This is a genomic window from Burkholderia singularis (assembly GCF_001718875.1).
In the GTDB taxonomy this organism is placed as follows: Bacteria; Pseudomonadota; Gammaproteobacteria; order Burkholderiales; family Burkholderiaceae; genus Burkholderia; species Burkholderia singularis.
Genome location: NZ_CP013449.1, coordinates 906,220 through 921,981, shown reverse-complemented (window position 1 = coordinate 921,981; position 15,762 = coordinate 906,220). Strand labels below are relative to the sequence as shown.

At 63.2% G+C, this 15,762-nt stretch carries 14 protein-coding genes and 1 pseudogene; 10 read left to right on the top strand and 5 right to left on the bottom strand.

From position 1 onward, the window contains the following. Positions 1 to 965 precede the first annotated feature (965 nt). On the top strand, positions 966 to 1,502 hold the full coding sequence (locus AQ611_RS25775) for a hypothetical protein (protein ID WP_146011716.1): 537 nt from the start codon (positions 966 to 968) through the stop codon (positions 1,500 to 1,502). A 309-nt stretch (positions 1,503 to 1,811) separates the two neighbouring features. Here the strand turns inward: AQ611_RS25775 and AQ611_RS19930 are convergent, their stop codons facing one another. Continuing rightward, a complete protein-coding gene (locus AQ611_RS19930; RefSeq protein WP_069235789.1) occupies positions 1,812 to 2,810 on the bottom strand; it encodes a FecR domain-containing protein in 999 nt (332 codons plus the stop codon). Then, positions 2,807 to 3,316 (bottom strand): sigma-70 family RNA polymerase sigma factor, encoded by a 510-nt coding sequence (locus AQ611_RS19925; protein ID WP_069235788.1) that lies wholly within the window; start codon positions 3,314 to 3,316, stop codon positions 2,807 to 2,809. The genes AQ611_RS19930 and AQ611_RS19925 overlap by 4 nt, the downstream gene beginning before the upstream one ends. Positions 3,317 to 3,600: 284 nt before the next feature. On the opposite strand from AQ611_RS19925, the gene AQ611_RS19920 reads away from it, so the two are divergent. The 5 genes from AQ611_RS19920 (at position 3,601) to AQ611_RS19895 (ending at position 9,279) form a co-directional block, all read left to right on the top strand. Then, positions 3,601 to 4,629, top strand: coding sequence for an AraC family transcriptional regulator (locus tag AQ611_RS19920; protein ID WP_069236418.1), 1,029 nt, complete (start codon positions 3,601 to 3,603; stop codon positions 4,627 to 4,629). A gap of 331 nt (positions 4,630 to 4,960) precedes the next feature. Next, on the top strand, positions 4,961 to 5,665 hold the full coding sequence (locus tag AQ611_RS19910) for a fumarylacetoacetate hydrolase family protein (RefSeq protein WP_069235786.1): 705 nt from the start codon (positions 4,961 to 4,963) through the stop codon (positions 5,663 to 5,665). 183 nt (positions 5,666 to 5,848) lie between these two features. Beyond that, on the top strand, positions 5,849 to 6,724 hold the full coding sequence (locus AQ611_RS19905) for a CPBP family intramembrane glutamic endopeptidase (RefSeq protein ID WP_069235785.1): 876 nt from the start codon (positions 5,849 to 5,851) through the stop codon (positions 6,722 to 6,724). Positions 6,725 to 7,114: 390 nt separating this feature from the next. Further along, positions 7,115 to 7,672, top strand: a complete 558-nt coding sequence (locus AQ611_RS19900) for a hypothetical protein (protein ID WP_146011717.1) — start codon at positions 7,115 to 7,117, stop codon at positions 7,670 to 7,672. 521 nt (positions 7,673 to 8,193) lie between these two features. Continuing rightward, positions 8,194 to 9,279 carry a calcium:cation antiporter gene (locus AQ611_RS19895; RefSeq protein WP_059514351.1) on the top strand — a complete coding sequence of 362 codons (1,086 nt, stop codon included), beginning with the start codon at positions 8,194 to 8,196 and terminating at the stop codon, positions 9,277 to 9,279. 96 nt (positions 9,280 to 9,375) lie between these two features. Here AQ611_RS19895 and AQ611_RS19890 read toward each other — a convergent pair whose 3' ends face one another. Together AQ611_RS19890 and AQ611_RS26190 are read right to left on the bottom strand one after the other, a co-directional pair. Further along, positions 9,376 to 10,353: a LysR family transcriptional regulator gene (locus AQ611_RS19890; RefSeq protein WP_069235783.1), complete on the bottom strand. Its 978-nt coding sequence runs from the start codon at positions 10,351 to 10,353 to the stop codon at positions 9,376 to 9,378. A 473-nt stretch (positions 10,354 to 10,826) separates the two neighbouring features. After that, a complete protein-coding gene (locus AQ611_RS26190; protein ID WP_180978105.1) occupies positions 10,827 to 10,976 on the bottom strand; it encodes a hypothetical protein in 150 nt (49 codons plus the stop codon). A gap of 879 nt (positions 10,977 to 11,855) precedes the next feature. Between AQ611_RS26190 and AQ611_RS19885 the strand changes: the two genes are divergently transcribed. Next, positions 11,856 to 12,200, top strand: coding sequence for a hypothetical protein (locus tag AQ611_RS19885; protein WP_069235782.1), 345 nt, complete (start codon positions 11,856 to 11,858; stop codon positions 12,198 to 12,200). Between the two features lie 240 nt (positions 12,201 to 12,440). Here AQ611_RS19885 and AQ611_RS26790 read toward each other — a convergent pair. Next, positions 12,441 to 12,557 (bottom strand): annotated as a pseudogene (locus AQ611_RS26790) (GFA family protein); the annotation flags it as partial. A gap of 220 nt (positions 12,558 to 12,777) precedes the next feature. Between AQ611_RS26790 and AQ611_RS19880 the strand changes: the two are divergent. From AQ611_RS19880 to AQ611_RS19870, 3 genes are all read left to right on the top strand, one after another. Further along, on the top strand, positions 12,778 to 14,079 hold the full coding sequence (locus AQ611_RS19880) for a UDP-N-acetylglucosamine 1-carboxyvinyltransferase (protein WP_059514361.1): 1,302 nt from the start codon (positions 12,778 to 12,780) through the stop codon (positions 14,077 to 14,079). A 210-nt stretch (positions 14,080 to 14,289) separates the two neighbouring features. After that, a complete protein-coding gene (locus AQ611_RS19875) occupies positions 14,290 to 14,631 on the top strand; it encodes a PadR family transcriptional regulator (RefSeq protein ID WP_069235781.1) in 342 nt (113 codons plus the stop codon). After that, a complete protein-coding gene (locus AQ611_RS19870; protein ID WP_069235780.1) occupies positions 14,628 to 15,752 on the top strand; it encodes a DUF1700 domain-containing protein in 1,125 nt (374 codons plus the stop codon). Before AQ611_RS19875 ends, AQ611_RS19870 begins: the two co-directional genes overlap by 4 nt. Positions 15,753 to 15,762 lie beyond the last annotated feature (10 nt).

Below are 15,762 nucleotides of genomic sequence, written 5' to 3'. Positions count from 1 at the left end.
TCGCTTCCCATGTCACGCGAACATCGAAAACAGCTCAGTCGGGCGCTGCTTGCAGCCGCTTGTCTTCGGCACCAAGCGCGGAGGCATTGTTGCCCCGGCTTCTTGCCGGCACCCTTCGGCCAGCCTCCCCAGTTGCGCAGCGTCTGTTCAGACAAACCCTGAAACGGGAACCCTCACGCTCATGCGTTTGTCCTCGTCGTTACGGCCGTCGTTTTGCACTCCGCCGCATATACCTGTTTTCGGCATCTTGAACATCCCCCTTACGTGCCTCGCGGTTCGGTCTACATGCGATTCACTGGAAGGCGAAATTTCAGCGAAGATTATCCATTTATTAAAATCTCAATGATGTCATTTCGGCCTCGGCACTTGATCGACAGACACCCATAAGGCGGAACAAGCTATCCATCAATATTTCGCATATATATCTCATTGTTTTAGCCAAAGAAATATATCTCACATATTTCAGAAATCCGATTTCACGTATTAATAGACCTGTTACTCTAAAAACAAGCTTGAAAAATATTGAAGCAAATTTACCATTGAACAAGCCACATCGAGACATTGAAATTACGGCAACCCAAAAGAACAATTATTATCGCAGCCCACAATTTATTAATAACAACCATTTTTAAAAAATATCGCTCCGACAGTTGCGCCGCATATTTGCCAACGAACCAATATTTCATTTACAACAAAATAGGCTCGCCCCTCATCCATGCAATAACTTTTACTGCGATTTATTTATCGAACTACTCAATGCACTCGACAATTATCGCGAAAGCAGTGCAAGAGAACCAAGAACCATTGCCAGACGCCTTCAATTTTCAAAAAAACCAGTTCCACCTGGCAGAATATTTAAAATCAACGAAATTAAATTCGAGTGATTTTATTTTCAAGCCACGATGAATTCAAGATTTTTAATTTGACTGCACAACAATTTACGAACTTCAATTCAAGGTCAAAACATGAACAAGGTCTCCACACCGCATTTCAGTAAATTAGTGCTTTCGGTGTTGATGGCGGGAACACTGAATTCGGCCCACGCCGCACCCTATCAATATCAAGTAATTTGGAACAACCCCTCTCCGGCCCCCGTTTACGTCGAACGCATTGGTGCCGCATGCGTTTCCGATTCGGGACCAATGGAATTCGATCTATCAAAAAGACTCATAAAAAGCTTTTATGTCACGCAGAACGATCTTTCATGCGCCTTTAAAATCGAATGGAAAGTTTCCCGCACGCTTGAATCGGGAAAAGTAGCCAGCATCAATGTCATATACCAACAGACCGATAATCGCCGAAGCGAAGCCACCGTCAGAACCGTAGACACCAGATCCGCCGGAAATAAATATCTCCTTCCACTGAAAATCCGTACCGTATGCGGCACCAAAGAAACCGGTATATCAAACTGTCTCGGTGGATCAACAGGCGCACTGAAGCTTGTTCAAATTTACACAGAGCCCGTGGCCACCACCAATCAAATTTTTCATTTTGGAAAATGAATTTTCATTTCAAACGGCAGTAGAAATGCTGTTGCGGCAAGGCTAATCCTGGAAATCAGCCTCGACTGAGACAGAAATGATACGGGAAGGATACAGGTAACATTTGCGGGAAACGGGCAAGACAGCCGCGCGCCTGAAACATCCGGCGGGCATATTACCGACCCTCTCAGCCCAGAGATATATCAACCGCATACATAACCGAGGATGCCGCCACGCCTCATTGCGACGATAACGGCCGCTTTTGATAAGGCACGGTCAATCCTGTATCTGGCCCATCTCCGGCGCGCGTCGGTCAGCGCATCTCGCCGCCTAACCGCGAGCAGGCACGACCGTTACCCAATAGCGGGTTAAATAATCGAGATCGATCGGCAACGTCGCACGCAGCGTCGCGAGGATGCGCTCGGGATCATCAAGCGGATACGTGCCCGACACGCGCAAGTCCGCGACCGCGCTGTCGCAGCGCACATGCCCGCGATAGTAGCGGCCGATCTCGGCGAGCAAATCGGCAAGACGTAGATTCGACGCGACGAGCATGCCGTTCTCCCACGCGGCGGCATCCGGGCCGATCGGCTGAGCCGGGCGTGCGAGCGCGTCGCGCGTGAAATCCGCACGCTGGCCGGCGACGATCACCGGGCCCATGCCGGCGAATCGCGCCGGCGCGATTCGCACCGCACCTTCGAATACGTCGACGCGCGTCGTCGCGCCCAGGTCGCGCACCGCGAAACGCGTGCCGACCGGGCGCACGTCACCGTGCGCGGTCGCGATCACCAGCGGACGCGGCGAAAGGCGCACGCCGCCGGCGCCGTCATGGCCGCTCGTCACCATGATCTCGCCGCGCACCAGTTGCACGCGGCGCATCGCGTCGTCGAAACGAATGTCGATCGCGCTATCCGTATTGACGACGACGATCGTGCCGTCGGCAAGCCGAAGCGTGCGCCGCTCGCCGACAGCAGTGCGCACGTCCGCCACCCACACGCGCCACGGCGCGTAGCTGTCGGCCATCCAAGCCGCCCCGCCCGCGACCGACAGCGCGACCAGCGTTTTCGCGGCTCTACGGCGCCGCGCCTGCGCGGGCGGCGACAGCAGCGCGGCACGCACGGCCTGTGCATTCAATCCGCTGGCGACGCGATCGAGCCGCCCATTGACCGCCTCGATATGCCGCCACGCGGCATCGTGCACTGGGTCCTGCTCACGCCAGCGTGCAAAATCCGCGCGCATCGCATCGGTCACGCGGCCCGAGCCGAGTTCGACCCACCATTCGACCGCGCGTCGCGCTACATGCGCGGGTACGGCGGGCGGCCCGCTCATGCGGCAACCGCGAAATAGCACTGCGCACCGGCCTTGACGAGGTAGCGCTTGACCGTCGCAAGCGACACGCTCAATTCGGCCGCGATCTGCGCATGCGTCATGCCGTCGAGTTGTGCGAGCAGAAACGCTTGCCGGACGGCCGCGGGCAGTGCGTCAAGCATCCGGTCGATCTCGACGAGCGTTTCGAACAGGATCGCCCGCGTCTGCGGCGACGGCGCCACGTCCTGCGGCCATTGCGCAAGTGCATCGAGATACGCGCGCTCGAGCCGCTCGCGCCGCCAATAATTGAACAGCACGCGCTGTGCGATCGTCGTCAAAAATGCACGCGGTTCGAGCGCATTAATCGGCTCGGTGCGCGCGAGCAAGCGCATGAACGTGTCGTGGACGAGATCGGCGGCCCGCTCGCTACAGCCGAGCTTTTTCGTCAGCCAGCCGTGCAGCCAGCCGCGATGACCGGTGTAGAGCGCGGCGATTTCATGCTGCAGTTGCAAAGGGTTGGCTGCCATGGACACGATGCCGGCGTCGCGCCGGGATGTTAAATGTAAATGAGAATGATTATTATATAATAAATCGCAATCATGTCACGAGACCAGCCCGTGCCTGCGCCGCACGCTTTTTTTCCCGCGGTCCGAAAACGCGGAAAACAACGTGCAGCCTTCCCCGGAACCGCCTATTTTTAGCGACAATCCGACGATCCCGGCACGCATCCGTGCCCCCGCCCACCCGACTTGCCCCTCGTCCAATCGCCTGAGCGCCCATGCCCGCCATCACCCAGCCGCGCACCTATGGAATGTCCGAGCGAAGCGACCGTCTCGATTTCTATATTCGCGACGAAACCGGCCGCCCGGCCATCGCCGAGCCGCATCGGCATGCCTACTTCCAAATCCAGTTCAATCTCGGCGGCGACACCGAGCACCGGATCGGCGACGCCACACGGCCGTTTCCACGCGGCGCACTTGCGTTCGTGCCGCCGTATCGCGAGCATCTGATTGCGCATCCGCCGGGCGCGCATTTCGTCGTGATCAATTTTTCGCTGCCCTTCCTGCGTGCCGATCTCGATATCGATCCGCTCGATCTCGACAGCCTTCCCCTGCAACACACGCCGGAGCTTGCGCCGTTCCGGCTGCAGGAATTCATCGATTTCATTCTGACGGGCACCGCGTTCGACCATGCGCGCCAACTCGCGCAACGCATGCTGGAAGCCGATCGCACGCGCACGTTCGGCTCGGTGCCGCTGTTGCGCGGCTATTTGCTGCAACTGATCGGGCTCGTCTGCACGCAGTATGCAGACGCACTCTTAAGACTCGCGCACGAGGACGCGCCGCACACGGGCCGCCGCGATGCGCTGGCACGGGCGTTGCGGCACGTGCGCACCCATCTGACGGACGATCGTCTCACGCTCGCCGGCACCGCGCGCGCGGCATTCCTGACGCCGAACTATCTCGCCCACCTGATCCGCAAGGAAACCGGGCGCACCTTCACCGATCTCGTCACCGAACGGCGGATCGCGCTCGCGCAATCGTTGCTCGCGCACACGACGCGCCGGATCGCCGATATCGCGCATGCGGTCGGGTTTCGCGACGAAGGTTATTTTTCGAGGCGCTTTCGCGCATGCGTCGGGATATCGCCGAAAGCTTACCGGGACGCGAATGCAACGGACAGCGCGCGGTGCGCGGCTGACGCTGCCGCGACTATGTCGGGCGATGCGCGTGCGTCCGGCGCATCGCACCAGCCGCGTCCATCGTCATTATCGAGCAGCCCGAATCGTTCGTGCACACCGCCCCGCTCAAACGCGTCGGACCACACGGACAACGCGTGACCACCCAGTGCGCCGGAGTGCCGGCACGCGTCGCCGCCGTCAGACACGTCGCATCATTCGGGCGATTCCAATACGTCAAACACTCCGATATGTTCAGACATCCCGAACACCTCGCCTGCGCCAACCCACCGCCCGTGCGATCCGCTCATCCAACACACATCGAAAAACGCAACACCGCACGCGTAGTTTTGTCCATGAAGACGATACATCCGTCGCATCGGCGCCCGCTTCGCGCTGCTATCGTCGGCATGCGACACATCGCCTGCCTGCAGCACCAGCGGTAATGCGTCCTTTTATCGTCACTTTCATCGCCCCTTTGCGAAGCCCCACCATGACCGAATACGTTTTCACGCCGCCTGCCACCCCTTGCGTCGAAATCGGCGGGACCGACGCCCGCTTTCCAGTGCGCCGCGTGTTCTGCGTCGGCCGCAACTACGCGGACCACGTCCGCGAGATGGGCGCCGATCCGTCTCGCGAGCCGCCGTTCTTTTTCACGAAGCCAGCCGACGCGATCGTCGCGGCAAGCGGCACGGTTCCCTATCCGCCGCTCACGTCGGATTTGCATCATGAGATCGAACTCGTAATCGCGATCGGCCGGGCCGGCCGCGCGATTGCAGCGGATACGGCGCTCGAGCATGTGTGGGGCTACGGCGCAGGCGTCGATCTGACGCGTCGCGACTTGCAGGCCCAAGCCAAGAAGCTGGCGCGCCCGTGGGACTGGGCGAAGGGCTTCGACGCGTCGGGCCCCGTATCGGCGCTTTATCCCGCCGCGTCGATCGGCCATCCGCAGCGCGGCCGCATCTGGCTTGCCGTCAACGGCGACACGCGCCAGCAAGGCGATCTCGCCGAGATGATCTGGCCCGTCGCCGACATCGTCAGCTATGCGTCGCACGCCGTCGAACTTCGGCCGGGCGATTTGATCTTCAGCGGCACGCCGGCCGGCGTCGGCGCGCTGCAACCCGGCGACCGCGTGACGGGAGGCGTCGACGGCGTTGCGTCGTTCGAGTTCGTCATCGGGATGAAGCCCACGATCTAGAGCCGCGAGCGGGCCGCGCACCGAAGCGGCCCGCGGCCTTGCGCCAGCCGCGGGCCCGCGCGTGCGCCGCGCAGCGCGCGTCGCGCCGCATGGTGCCGGGACTGCTGCCGAATCCCATGCATGAGCCCGCGAAGCGCGAAGACGGTATGATGTGCGGCCTTTCATAAAACTTACGACCACTTGATGACTGGCAACCCCTTCTGGTTCGCGGCTGTGTGGGCCGCACTGTTTGCCGCCGCGTTCGCGGCCGTTTGGCTTGGGCCGAAGCTACGCTCGGCCAGCATCGGTCTCGGCGCACTGGCTTATGCAGGCGCGCTCGCAACCGGTATGCTGACACCCGTCGCGCTCGCGCCCATCGCGTTACTCATGGCCGCTGCCTACGCGGTCGCCCCCGAGCGCAGCCTACCGGTGCGCTATGCAGGCCACGCCCTGTTCGCCGTGCTCGCCGTCGCGCTGATGCTGCACTGGCTGCCCGGCTTCCATAATCCACGCGTCATCGATCCGGTCCGTTTCACGCCGGACGCCGTGCCGTTCTCGATGTATCTGAATCTCGACAAACCGCTCGTCGGCTTTTGGCTGCTGTGGGTGCTGCCGTGGCTGAGATCAGACGAACGCTGCGCACGCACATGGCGCGTCGGCATCGGCGCGGCGGTCGCGACGTCCGCGGCCTGCCTCGTGTTTGCGCTCGGCGTCGGCCTCGTCGGCTGGTCGCCGAAGTGGCCGACATCGGGCTGGCTATGGTTCGCGAATAATCTGCTGCTCGTCTGCTTCGCCGAGGAGGCGCTGTTTCGCGGCTATCTGCAAGGCGGCCTGAGCCGGCTGTTGGCGAATCGCGTGCGCGGCGGCCACGTGTGGGCGCTCGCGATCGCCGCGCTGCTGTTCGGCGCGGCGCATGCCGCCGGCGGCTGGCAATGGATCGTGCTCTCCGCTGCGGCAGGCGTGGGCTACGGCCTCGCCTATCGCTCGGGTGGACTGCGGGCCGCGATACTTGCGCATATCGGCCTGAACGTCGTTCATTTCGGGCTGTTCACCTATCCGATGCTCGCCGCGGCGGCCTGACGCCGCCTGCTGCCGAGCCGTGCCGGGCTTTCGCCGTCGTGCAGGCCATTTCGGCGCCATTGCCCGGCGCGCTGCTGATTTCCACTAGATTGGCCACTTTAGGTCATCGAATTCGACAGGTGGTAAATCATGGTCAACCCCAGCGTAAACGAACTGACGCCTTCGTTTTCATTCCATGCGGCCAGTGCGGCCAATGCCGAGCCCCATGCTCATTTAAACCTGAAAAGCCGCAAGCCATCGACAGGCGTTGCGGCGCCTGCCCCCGCCTCTTCCGGGCTTCGTGACGGGCTACCGCCGCGCAGCGCCACGTCCGGCTGGTCCTCTCAACTGCGCCGCGCCGCGCCGATCATGCTCGATGCGTTGGCATCGACGACACACGCCATCAACGCAGTGAAAAATCATTCCACGGGCAGCGGCTTGCCCGCCGGCGTCAATCTGATCAGCTCCGACCTGCCTTGGGCCGCGGGCTCGGCCATCAACCTCGGCCAACGGCTGGCGCAAACGCCATCGCAAGCGCCCCGGCGCACCACCGAAAAGCTCGCCAATTACAGCGCGCACGCATCGGACGGATTGGCCACGCTGGCCGCCGCCGCGTCGGCCGCATCGACTCTGCGCCCGGATACGGCGAACGATACGTCCCGGCTCAGCGGCGGATTATGGGCGCTCAGTGCGATTGCGAAAGGCATCCACGCGCTGTTCGATAAAAATCGAACCTGGCTCTCCCGAGGCTGCCAGCTGGTCAGCGCGGCATGCGACGGCTTCGCGGGACTGAACCTGATCGCCGCCCAAAGCGCATCGGGGCGCGGAGATACTGCGGCTTCGGCCGATCATATGCTCAAGACCGCTGCCGGTTGGTCTGCCAGCACATTCGCCGCCGCGATGGGCCACGCGCTGCAAAACAACCCCAGCGTTTATCCGTCTGCCGAAACGCGTGTGCGCCCCCTTTGACGCGACCATCCCATCGGTACCGACGGATGGATTCACGCCATTCCCGGCGCTCGCGCAATCACGCTGACACCAACCGGCTTGTGCGAGCCCGAGCCCACCAAACGATTCGATAAAGCCCCTCTCCCGCGCGACGGATACCGGGCATCTCGGCACAGCGCGCCGTCCATGCTCCCGCCAGGCGTCGAACGTCGCCGAACCGCAGGCGGCGGCCCATGAGATCGCTGCCCTGCGCGCGGCAACATCGGCCGGCGACAACGCCCGGCCGGATCATGCCGATGCGCCGCGCGCATCGGATCGGACACTGCCGAAACAGGCGTCATCCACGGCCGCGTCGCGGGCACGCCCTCGGCCACTCGGCCCGGCGCGGCGTACCGGGATCGGCCAGCGGAACGCGTCGACGGTGACCGCCCAACCCATGCGCGACGCGGCACGCCGATCGTTGCGCTCCGATATGGCGGCGCCGGCCCGCCTGCTAGAATGCCCCGCTTGCGCCCGCTTCCCGCTTCGATCGAGGACATCATATGCCGGCTTCATCGCCCACTCTCGCGCGCTGGACACTCGCCGCACCGCTTGCCGCCTGGCTCGTGCTCGCGCTGTCGCGCGTCATGCCCGCCGAGGGTTTCGCCATTGCATTCGTGGCCGCAGCGCTCGCGGGCGCCGTGTTCGCCGCAGTCCATCACGCCGAAGTCGTCGCGCACCGGGTCGGCGAGCCGTTCGGCACGCTCGTGCTCGCGATCGCCGTGACGGTGATCGAGGTCGCGCTGATCGTATCGGTGATGCTGTCGGGCGGCCCGGAAAAATCCGGGCTCGCGCGCGATACGGTCTACGCCGCGGTGATGATCGTCAGCAACGGGATCGTCGGGCTGTGCCTGCTCGTCGGAGGCTGGAAGCACGGCGAGCAGGACTTCCAGGGGCGCGGCGCGGCCAAGGCGCTCGCGGTGCTGGCGTCGCTGTCGGTACTCTCGCTCGTGATGCCCAACTATCTGAGCGCCGCGCCCGGCCCGCATTTCTCGACGTCGCAGCTCGCGTTCGCGGGCGTGTCGTCGCTGGTGCTTTACGGAATGTTCGTGTTCGTTCAGACGGTCCGCCACCGCGACTATTTTCTGATCAGCGACAGCGCCGACGAATCCGTTCACGCGGTGCCCCCATCCGGCCGCACCGCGCTCGTCAGCATCGTGTTCCTGATATTGAGCCTCGTCGCGGTCGTGCTGCTCGCGAAGCTGCTGTCGCCGGCGGTCGAGCGCACGGTGATGCGGCTCGGCGCGCCGGAAGCGGCAGTCGGCATCGTGATCGCCGCGCTCGTGCTGCTGCCGGAGGGGCTTGCCGCCGTCGGCGCCGCGCGCGCGAACAGGCTGCAAACCAGCATGAATCTTGCGCTCGGCTCGGCGCTCGCGAGCATCGGGCTCACGATCCCGACCGTCGCCGCCGTGTTCATCTGGACGGGCGCGCCGCTCACGCTCGGCATTGGTGCGATGGAAACCGTGCTGCTGTCGCTCACGCTGCTCGTCAGCACACTCACGCTGAGCACCGGGCGCACGACCATGCTGCATGGCGTCGTGCACCTGTCGCTGTTTGCCGCGTATCTGTTCCTGTCGATCACGCACTGACGCGACCGCGCCGCGCGTCGCACAATCCGCCGCCGCGCGGCGGCTGGCTCACCCGGCTTGCAGCGCGCGACGCAAACGCCCGCGCCGAAACGCGCGCTACCCGGTTTCGCGCTTGGCCCGCGCGCCCCGCTTCGCCGCCGCGCTCATCCGGTCGAGTTCCGCCAGATCGTTTTCGAGCATCGGCGTGAGCGTCGTGCGCAGATGATCGAGGAACGTGCGGATTTTCGCGTCGAGATAGCGGCGCGTCGCGTATACCGCATAGACGCTCAGCGTATCGAGCCGATAGTTCGGCAGCACGCGCACGAGCCGCCCGTCGCGAAGATCATCGAGCGCGGTGTAAAGTGAAATCGAGCCGATGCCGCGCCCCGCGCGCAGCACCGCGCGCATTGCATCCGGCACGTTCACCTGGAACGTCGCAGGCGGCAGATCGTAGGTCGTCACCTCGCCATCGTCGCCTTCGAGGCGCCACGTGCCGCCCGGCGACGCAGGCGTATCGAGCCGCAGACAGGTGTGCTTGGCAAGCTCGTCGGGCGTCTTGGGCGCGCCGCGCCGCTCAAGATACTCGCGCGATGCGACGAGCACGCTGCAACTCGCTCCGCAAGTCTGCGCGACATAGCCCGAATCGGGCAGATGAGCGGCCGACACGATCGACACGTCGTACCCCTCCTCGATCAGATTCGGCACCCGCTGCGCGAGCGTCAGCTCGACCGACACGTCCGGATTGTCCTCCTGATAGCGCACGATCGACGCCACCACGTGGGTTTGTCCGAGCCCCGTCATCGCGTGAATCCGCAGCTTGCCGGTCGGCCGCAGCAGCGCGTTGCGCGCCTCCGCGTTCGCGTGATCGATCTCGGCGAGAATCGATTTCGTGCGTTCGAAATAACGCTGCCCGCTTTCGGTCAGCCCGAGATGGCGGGTCGTCCGGTGCAGCAAACGCGTTTGTACGTGCGCTTCGAGATTCGACACGGCGCGCGAAACCTGGGCCGTAGTCGCATCGATTTCGCGGGCGACGGCGGTGAAACTGCCTGCTTCGACGACGCGCACGAACAGGCGCATGTTTTCGAGCATGTCCATTGGATGGGTATGACGAGTGGCGGGGAAACGGTGGCCGGCGGCGACAATGGTTGGCGCATGCCGCTGAATGCGGCCCTGGGTCGATACGCTGACCGATAATCGGCCGAACGGATGCGCGGGCCATTGGGCAAGCTGAAGGCGGGCATCGCGGACGGCAATTATTTTGAATTCGTCAGAATCGGATGCGGCGCATTGTACGCCGATGCATCGGAGCGCGCGCTGCCGATCGCTTATCGAGCGCGTGATTCGTCAGCCTGACGGACATGACGACCAAGCACCCGCCCCCGCCCCGCAATATGGCAGAGCGCTCCGTTGGCCCGCCGCCGGACCGGAATTATCCGAGGCTCGTCACGGCCTTCGAACGATTCGCGGTGAGCGCCCGAGCGGCGGCCGCCACGGCCGCCGTCAACCAAAAAGCCGCCGGCGCCCCATTCGGGCGCCGGCGGCTCAACTGCCCCCCAGCGGCGAATGCGTTATCGAAACAGCGCGCCGAGCAAGCGTTTGCAGGCGCCGAGCCAACCCCGCTTTTTCGGCTCGCGGATATCGGGAGAAAGCAGCGCATCGTAATACGCCCGCGATTCATTCAGGTGGGGCAAATCGGAAACGAGAAGTGCGAAATGCATGGTGTATGTCCTGGTTCATTGCGTTGAAGTGAAGTGCTCGTGCAACGAACCGGGACAAGCAGCGCGGTATCTCAGGCAGGCCGAGAAGGCGGCGTGCGGCGTGCGAAACGGTTTATCACACGAACCGACCATGAAAAGCGTCGGGGTGTCGGCATAAAGGGTAAGGGTCACTGTCGTCGGGCATTGATCCTCCTTCGTCGCATGCTCGCGCATGCATCAACCCCGCACCGTCGCAACATGCGCGGTGCGGCAAGGCCCGCGCGGCATCGGCATGCCGATGCCGCACAGGCCAATCAACACGAAGCGCGGAAGCATTGAAACGCGTAGCGCAATGCCACGACGCGCGCCGTTCGCCTACTAGCGGAACGGCGGCTGGAATGATGAAGCGGGAAACCGGCAGGCGTTCTGCATGTCAGGCGGGAAAACCTTGCGAATACGACTATCGCTGTTCAAAACGTAAGCCCGTGATCTGAACGTTTAGTCAGTGTAAGGAAGCCTGCATTGACCGTCAAACAAATAAGGCACCCTGAACAATCTATGACAATTCGGACGATCGATTTGAAAGTGCTTAACAGACATTGCGCCGTCACTTTGCGATGATGAACTCAAACAGCGACGGGGCCACCGTTAGCACGAACCCTACGCCAAGCGGCCATCAGAGCCGTGGCGTAGGCTGACGGTTTCGATCGCATCTTTCATTCCTTCTGCCCTCCCGATTCCTCTTCGTTTCCTTCGCTTCGCAGAGCCAAACTTCGTCGTTTGGCAAGCGCCTTAACAACTTGTTTCCGAATCGACGGAACATTGGCGCGATTGCACACTCCATTTCATCGCAGTACCCGTTAAGAACCGAATCGTGAATCACGACCAGAAGGAGATAACATGAAATACTTACCGCTGATCGCGTTGGTTGCGGCAACTTCCGCCATTGCTGCGCCGGCCGCCGACGTTCAAAACGTCGGACAAAGCCAGAAGCCGGCCGAAGAAGTCGCAACCTGCATTGCGAAGACCTGGGCCGACAAGGCGCAGCAGCAGGTCGTCTCACAGTATGAACTCGCGAACGGTCTGGCAACGGACGTGTACGTTCCGGGTCAGCAACCGCCGAATGGCGCAGCCGCCGTTGTGCGCCCGGCATTCGCCAGCAACGCGAAGACCTGGGTTGGCTTTCGCAGCGGCAGCGGCTCGGCCGACGGCGCAGCCACAAGCGACATCAACAGCTGTCTGTAATGCTTGAGATGCCGGCTCACGCCGGCATCGACCACGCGCCGGCGCGGGCGTACCGCAACACGCGCCGGCGTGTCGACCGACGGGAAGCCGCGGATGGATTGCGCGCTTTCTCCCGCAGCGGCCTCTACGCCGCTCCGTCACATCCTTCCATTGCCGCCCTGCCCATATATACGCGCTTGCGCCGCTCGACGCCCGGAAATCGCCCGGCCATGACGAGCGCGCCGGCCCCGCGCTCCCGCGCAGCGCGAACCACGCGCCCGTCTCCTGCAGACGCCAGCGGCAATGGCAACCATGCACGATGAGCAGCGCGCAGGCCATTGGGCAGCGTACCGCGCGGCAAGTACAGCCGCCTTCGTAAAAGAGGGCTTTTCGGCTGACATGTGCCGCCTCGCTTGAAAGGGCACGATCGGCGGCCGCGCGCCAATAACCGTCCCGCTTCGCGCGGCCCCGGTGACGCGCGCGATAGGCTTGCGATGCGAACGCGGCCTCGCCTTCGCCGTGCAACGAAAGCGCGAAAGTCCGGCGGAACGATGGCATGATAACGACCTTGCGCGTCATTACCCACCTGCACTCAGTTATGTCGAATCTGATCGTCCACGGCGGCGCCCCGCTTCGTGGGGAAATCACCCCGTCCGCCAACAAGAATGCCGTTTTGCCCATCCTATGCGCGACGCTCCTCACCGATCAGCCGCTCAGGCTGGTCGGCGTGCCGGACATCACCGACGTCCGCAAGATTCTCGAGATTTTCCGCACGCTGGGCAGCGACGTATCGATCGACTATGCAACGGGCGTACTCGATCTGCACCATCGCGAAACGCGGTTCGATCCAACCGTGCACCGGCTGCCCGAAGAGATGCGCTCGTCGATCATGCTGGTGCCGCCGCTCGTCGCGCGCTTCGGCGTCGCGCGGCTCGAAAACGACGTCAAGGGCTGCACGCTCGGCGTGCGCGAAATCGATCCGCACGTCGAAGTGTTCGAGCGCTTCGGCGCGCGCATCGAGCGCACCGCCGATTCGCTGATCGTGCGCGCCGACGGCCCGCTCACGCCGAATCATCACTGGCTCGACTACGCCTCCGTGACGACCACCGAGAACTTCGTGCTGTGCGCGGCATCGGCCGGCGGCGTGTCGACGCTCGTCAACGCCGCCTCGGAGCCGCACGTGCAGGAGTTCTGCCGGTTTCTCGCGATGCTTGGCGTGCCGATCGACGGCATCGGCACATCGCACCTCAGCGTGCAGGGCGGCCGCCCGCTCAGCGGCGGCGAGCACCGCTTCGCCGAGGATTTCCACGAAATCGCCACCTTCCTCGCGCTCGGCGCGATCACGGGCGGCGACATCGCGGTGCGCAACGGCTCCCCCGAGCAGTTTCCGCTGATCGACCGGACCTTCGCGAAGTTCGGCGTGCAAGTCAAACACGAGAACGGCTGGTCGCATGCGCTGCGCGACGGCCCGCTGAAGGTCAAGCAACCGTTTACCCGCAACATTCTGACGAAAGTCGAAGCGGCGCCATGGCCGTACCTGCCCGTCGACCTGCTGCCGATCTTCGTCGCGCTCGGCGTACAGGCGCAGGGCAGCGTGATGTTCTGGAACAAAATCTACGACGGCGCGATGGGCTGGACGGGGGAGCTGTCGAAATTCGGCGCGCATGTGTTCCAGTCCGATCCGCACCGCCTGATCACGTTCGGCGGACTGCCGCTTGGCCCGGCACGGGTCGAGAGCCCGTACATCATCCGCGTCGCGATCGCGCTGCTGATGGTCGCATCGAGCATCGACGGACGCTCGGAAATCCTCAACGCCCAGCCGATTCGCCGCGCGCACCCGCATTTTGTCGAGAACCTGCGCTCCGTCGGCGCAAACGTCGAATGGACCAGCAGCGAATGACGGCCGCCTGACGGCCGCCCAAGCGGGCCCCGCGCATGCGTCCGGCCCGCCCTTCGTCGCCTCGCATCGTATCTAAAAGGCTTGTATAAAACGGTACCTTGCATAGAACAATAGCGGCTGCTATAGTGCAACCACGTTTTCCAAGGTCTGTGCTGTCACGCAGTATCATGCATTACACAATACCTTGCAACGCAGGTTAAACCGATCGGCATGAAGACCCAACTGAAGAAAGGCACGCTCGACATGTGCGTTCTCGCGGTGCTCGCACGCGGCGACAGCTATGCATATGAATTGGTATCGACGCTGTCGGCCACGATGGAAATCAGCGAAGGCACGATCTACCCGCTGATGCGGCGCTTGCAGGGCGAATCGTGGGTGTCGACCTACCTCGTCGAATCGAATTCGGGGCCGCCCCGAAAGTACTACTCGGTCACGGCCGAAGGACGGCGCGCGCTGCGTGAGATGGAAGACGAATGGCGCAGCTTCGTCGACGAAGTCAACGGCGTATTGGGCTTGCCCGGCCCGACAGCGGACGATAAGGAGCCAAGATGAAACAGGATGCGTTCATTCAGCAATTGCGGCACGAACTGCGCAGTCTGCCCAAAGAGGCGGTCGACGAGATCGTCGCCGATTATCGGGAATACATCGGCGATGCAATCGCGGCCGGGCGCAATGAAGAAGACGTGATCGCCGCGCTCGGCGATCCGGCCAGGCTCGCGCGCGAGCTGAAAGCACAGGCGAATTACCGGCGCTGGGAAAAACGCCGCTCGTTCGGCAACTTGATGCGAGTCGTCGGCTCGATCGCCGGGCTCGGCCTGCTGCATCTGGTGCTGCTCGTGCCGTTGATGCTCTACATGCTGGTGCTCACGGCCGGCTATATCGCTTCGGGCGCGCTCACGGTTGCCGGGCTAGTCGCGCTCGCGCTGTTCGGCAGCCACGCGCTGCTCGGCAAGCCGGCCGAGACGGCACCGTTCAGCATTCATTTGTTCGACGGCAGTGCCGGCGATGCCAAGCATCGCGACGCCCGCCACGGCACGCTGACGCTCGACGACATCGACGCGCTGAAGGTGGTCGGCGATCGCTACCGGCTGATGCTCGACGACGGCACGCGCATCTCGATCGTGACATCCGCAGGCCCGATCGTCCTGCGCGTGCAGGACGACAAGCCCGTGATCGACACGCCGAGCGAAGCCGCGCGCAAGCTGCTCACGCCCGATGGCGACGCCGCGTTCACGATCGCGCGCCGCGACGTCATCTCACTCGAGCTTCACACCGACGACGGCGACCGCGTGTCGCTTGCGCGCACCGGCCGCGACAATCCATCGACCATTTGGAGCATTGCCGGTGACGACGGCAAGACGGCGAGCTTCACCGAGGACGAGCACGGTAAAACCACCGGCGCGGCCGTTCATGACGGACCGGCATCGGTCGCGATCGAGAACGGACAGATTGCGATCGACACGGCGAACCAGCATGTGCACATCGTCGCGTCGGACATCAACGCGCTTTCCGGCTACTCGTCGCGCGCGTCGCTCGCGATGCTGCCGATCGGTATCGCCGGCCTGTTGTTCTGCATATGGCTTACCCGTATCACGTGGCGCGCGCTCGCCCGCTACGTCAGGCGGCAGATCGGCGCGATCTCCGCCAGCCTGGAGCGCGACGCATCGGCTTGAGCAGCCGGCG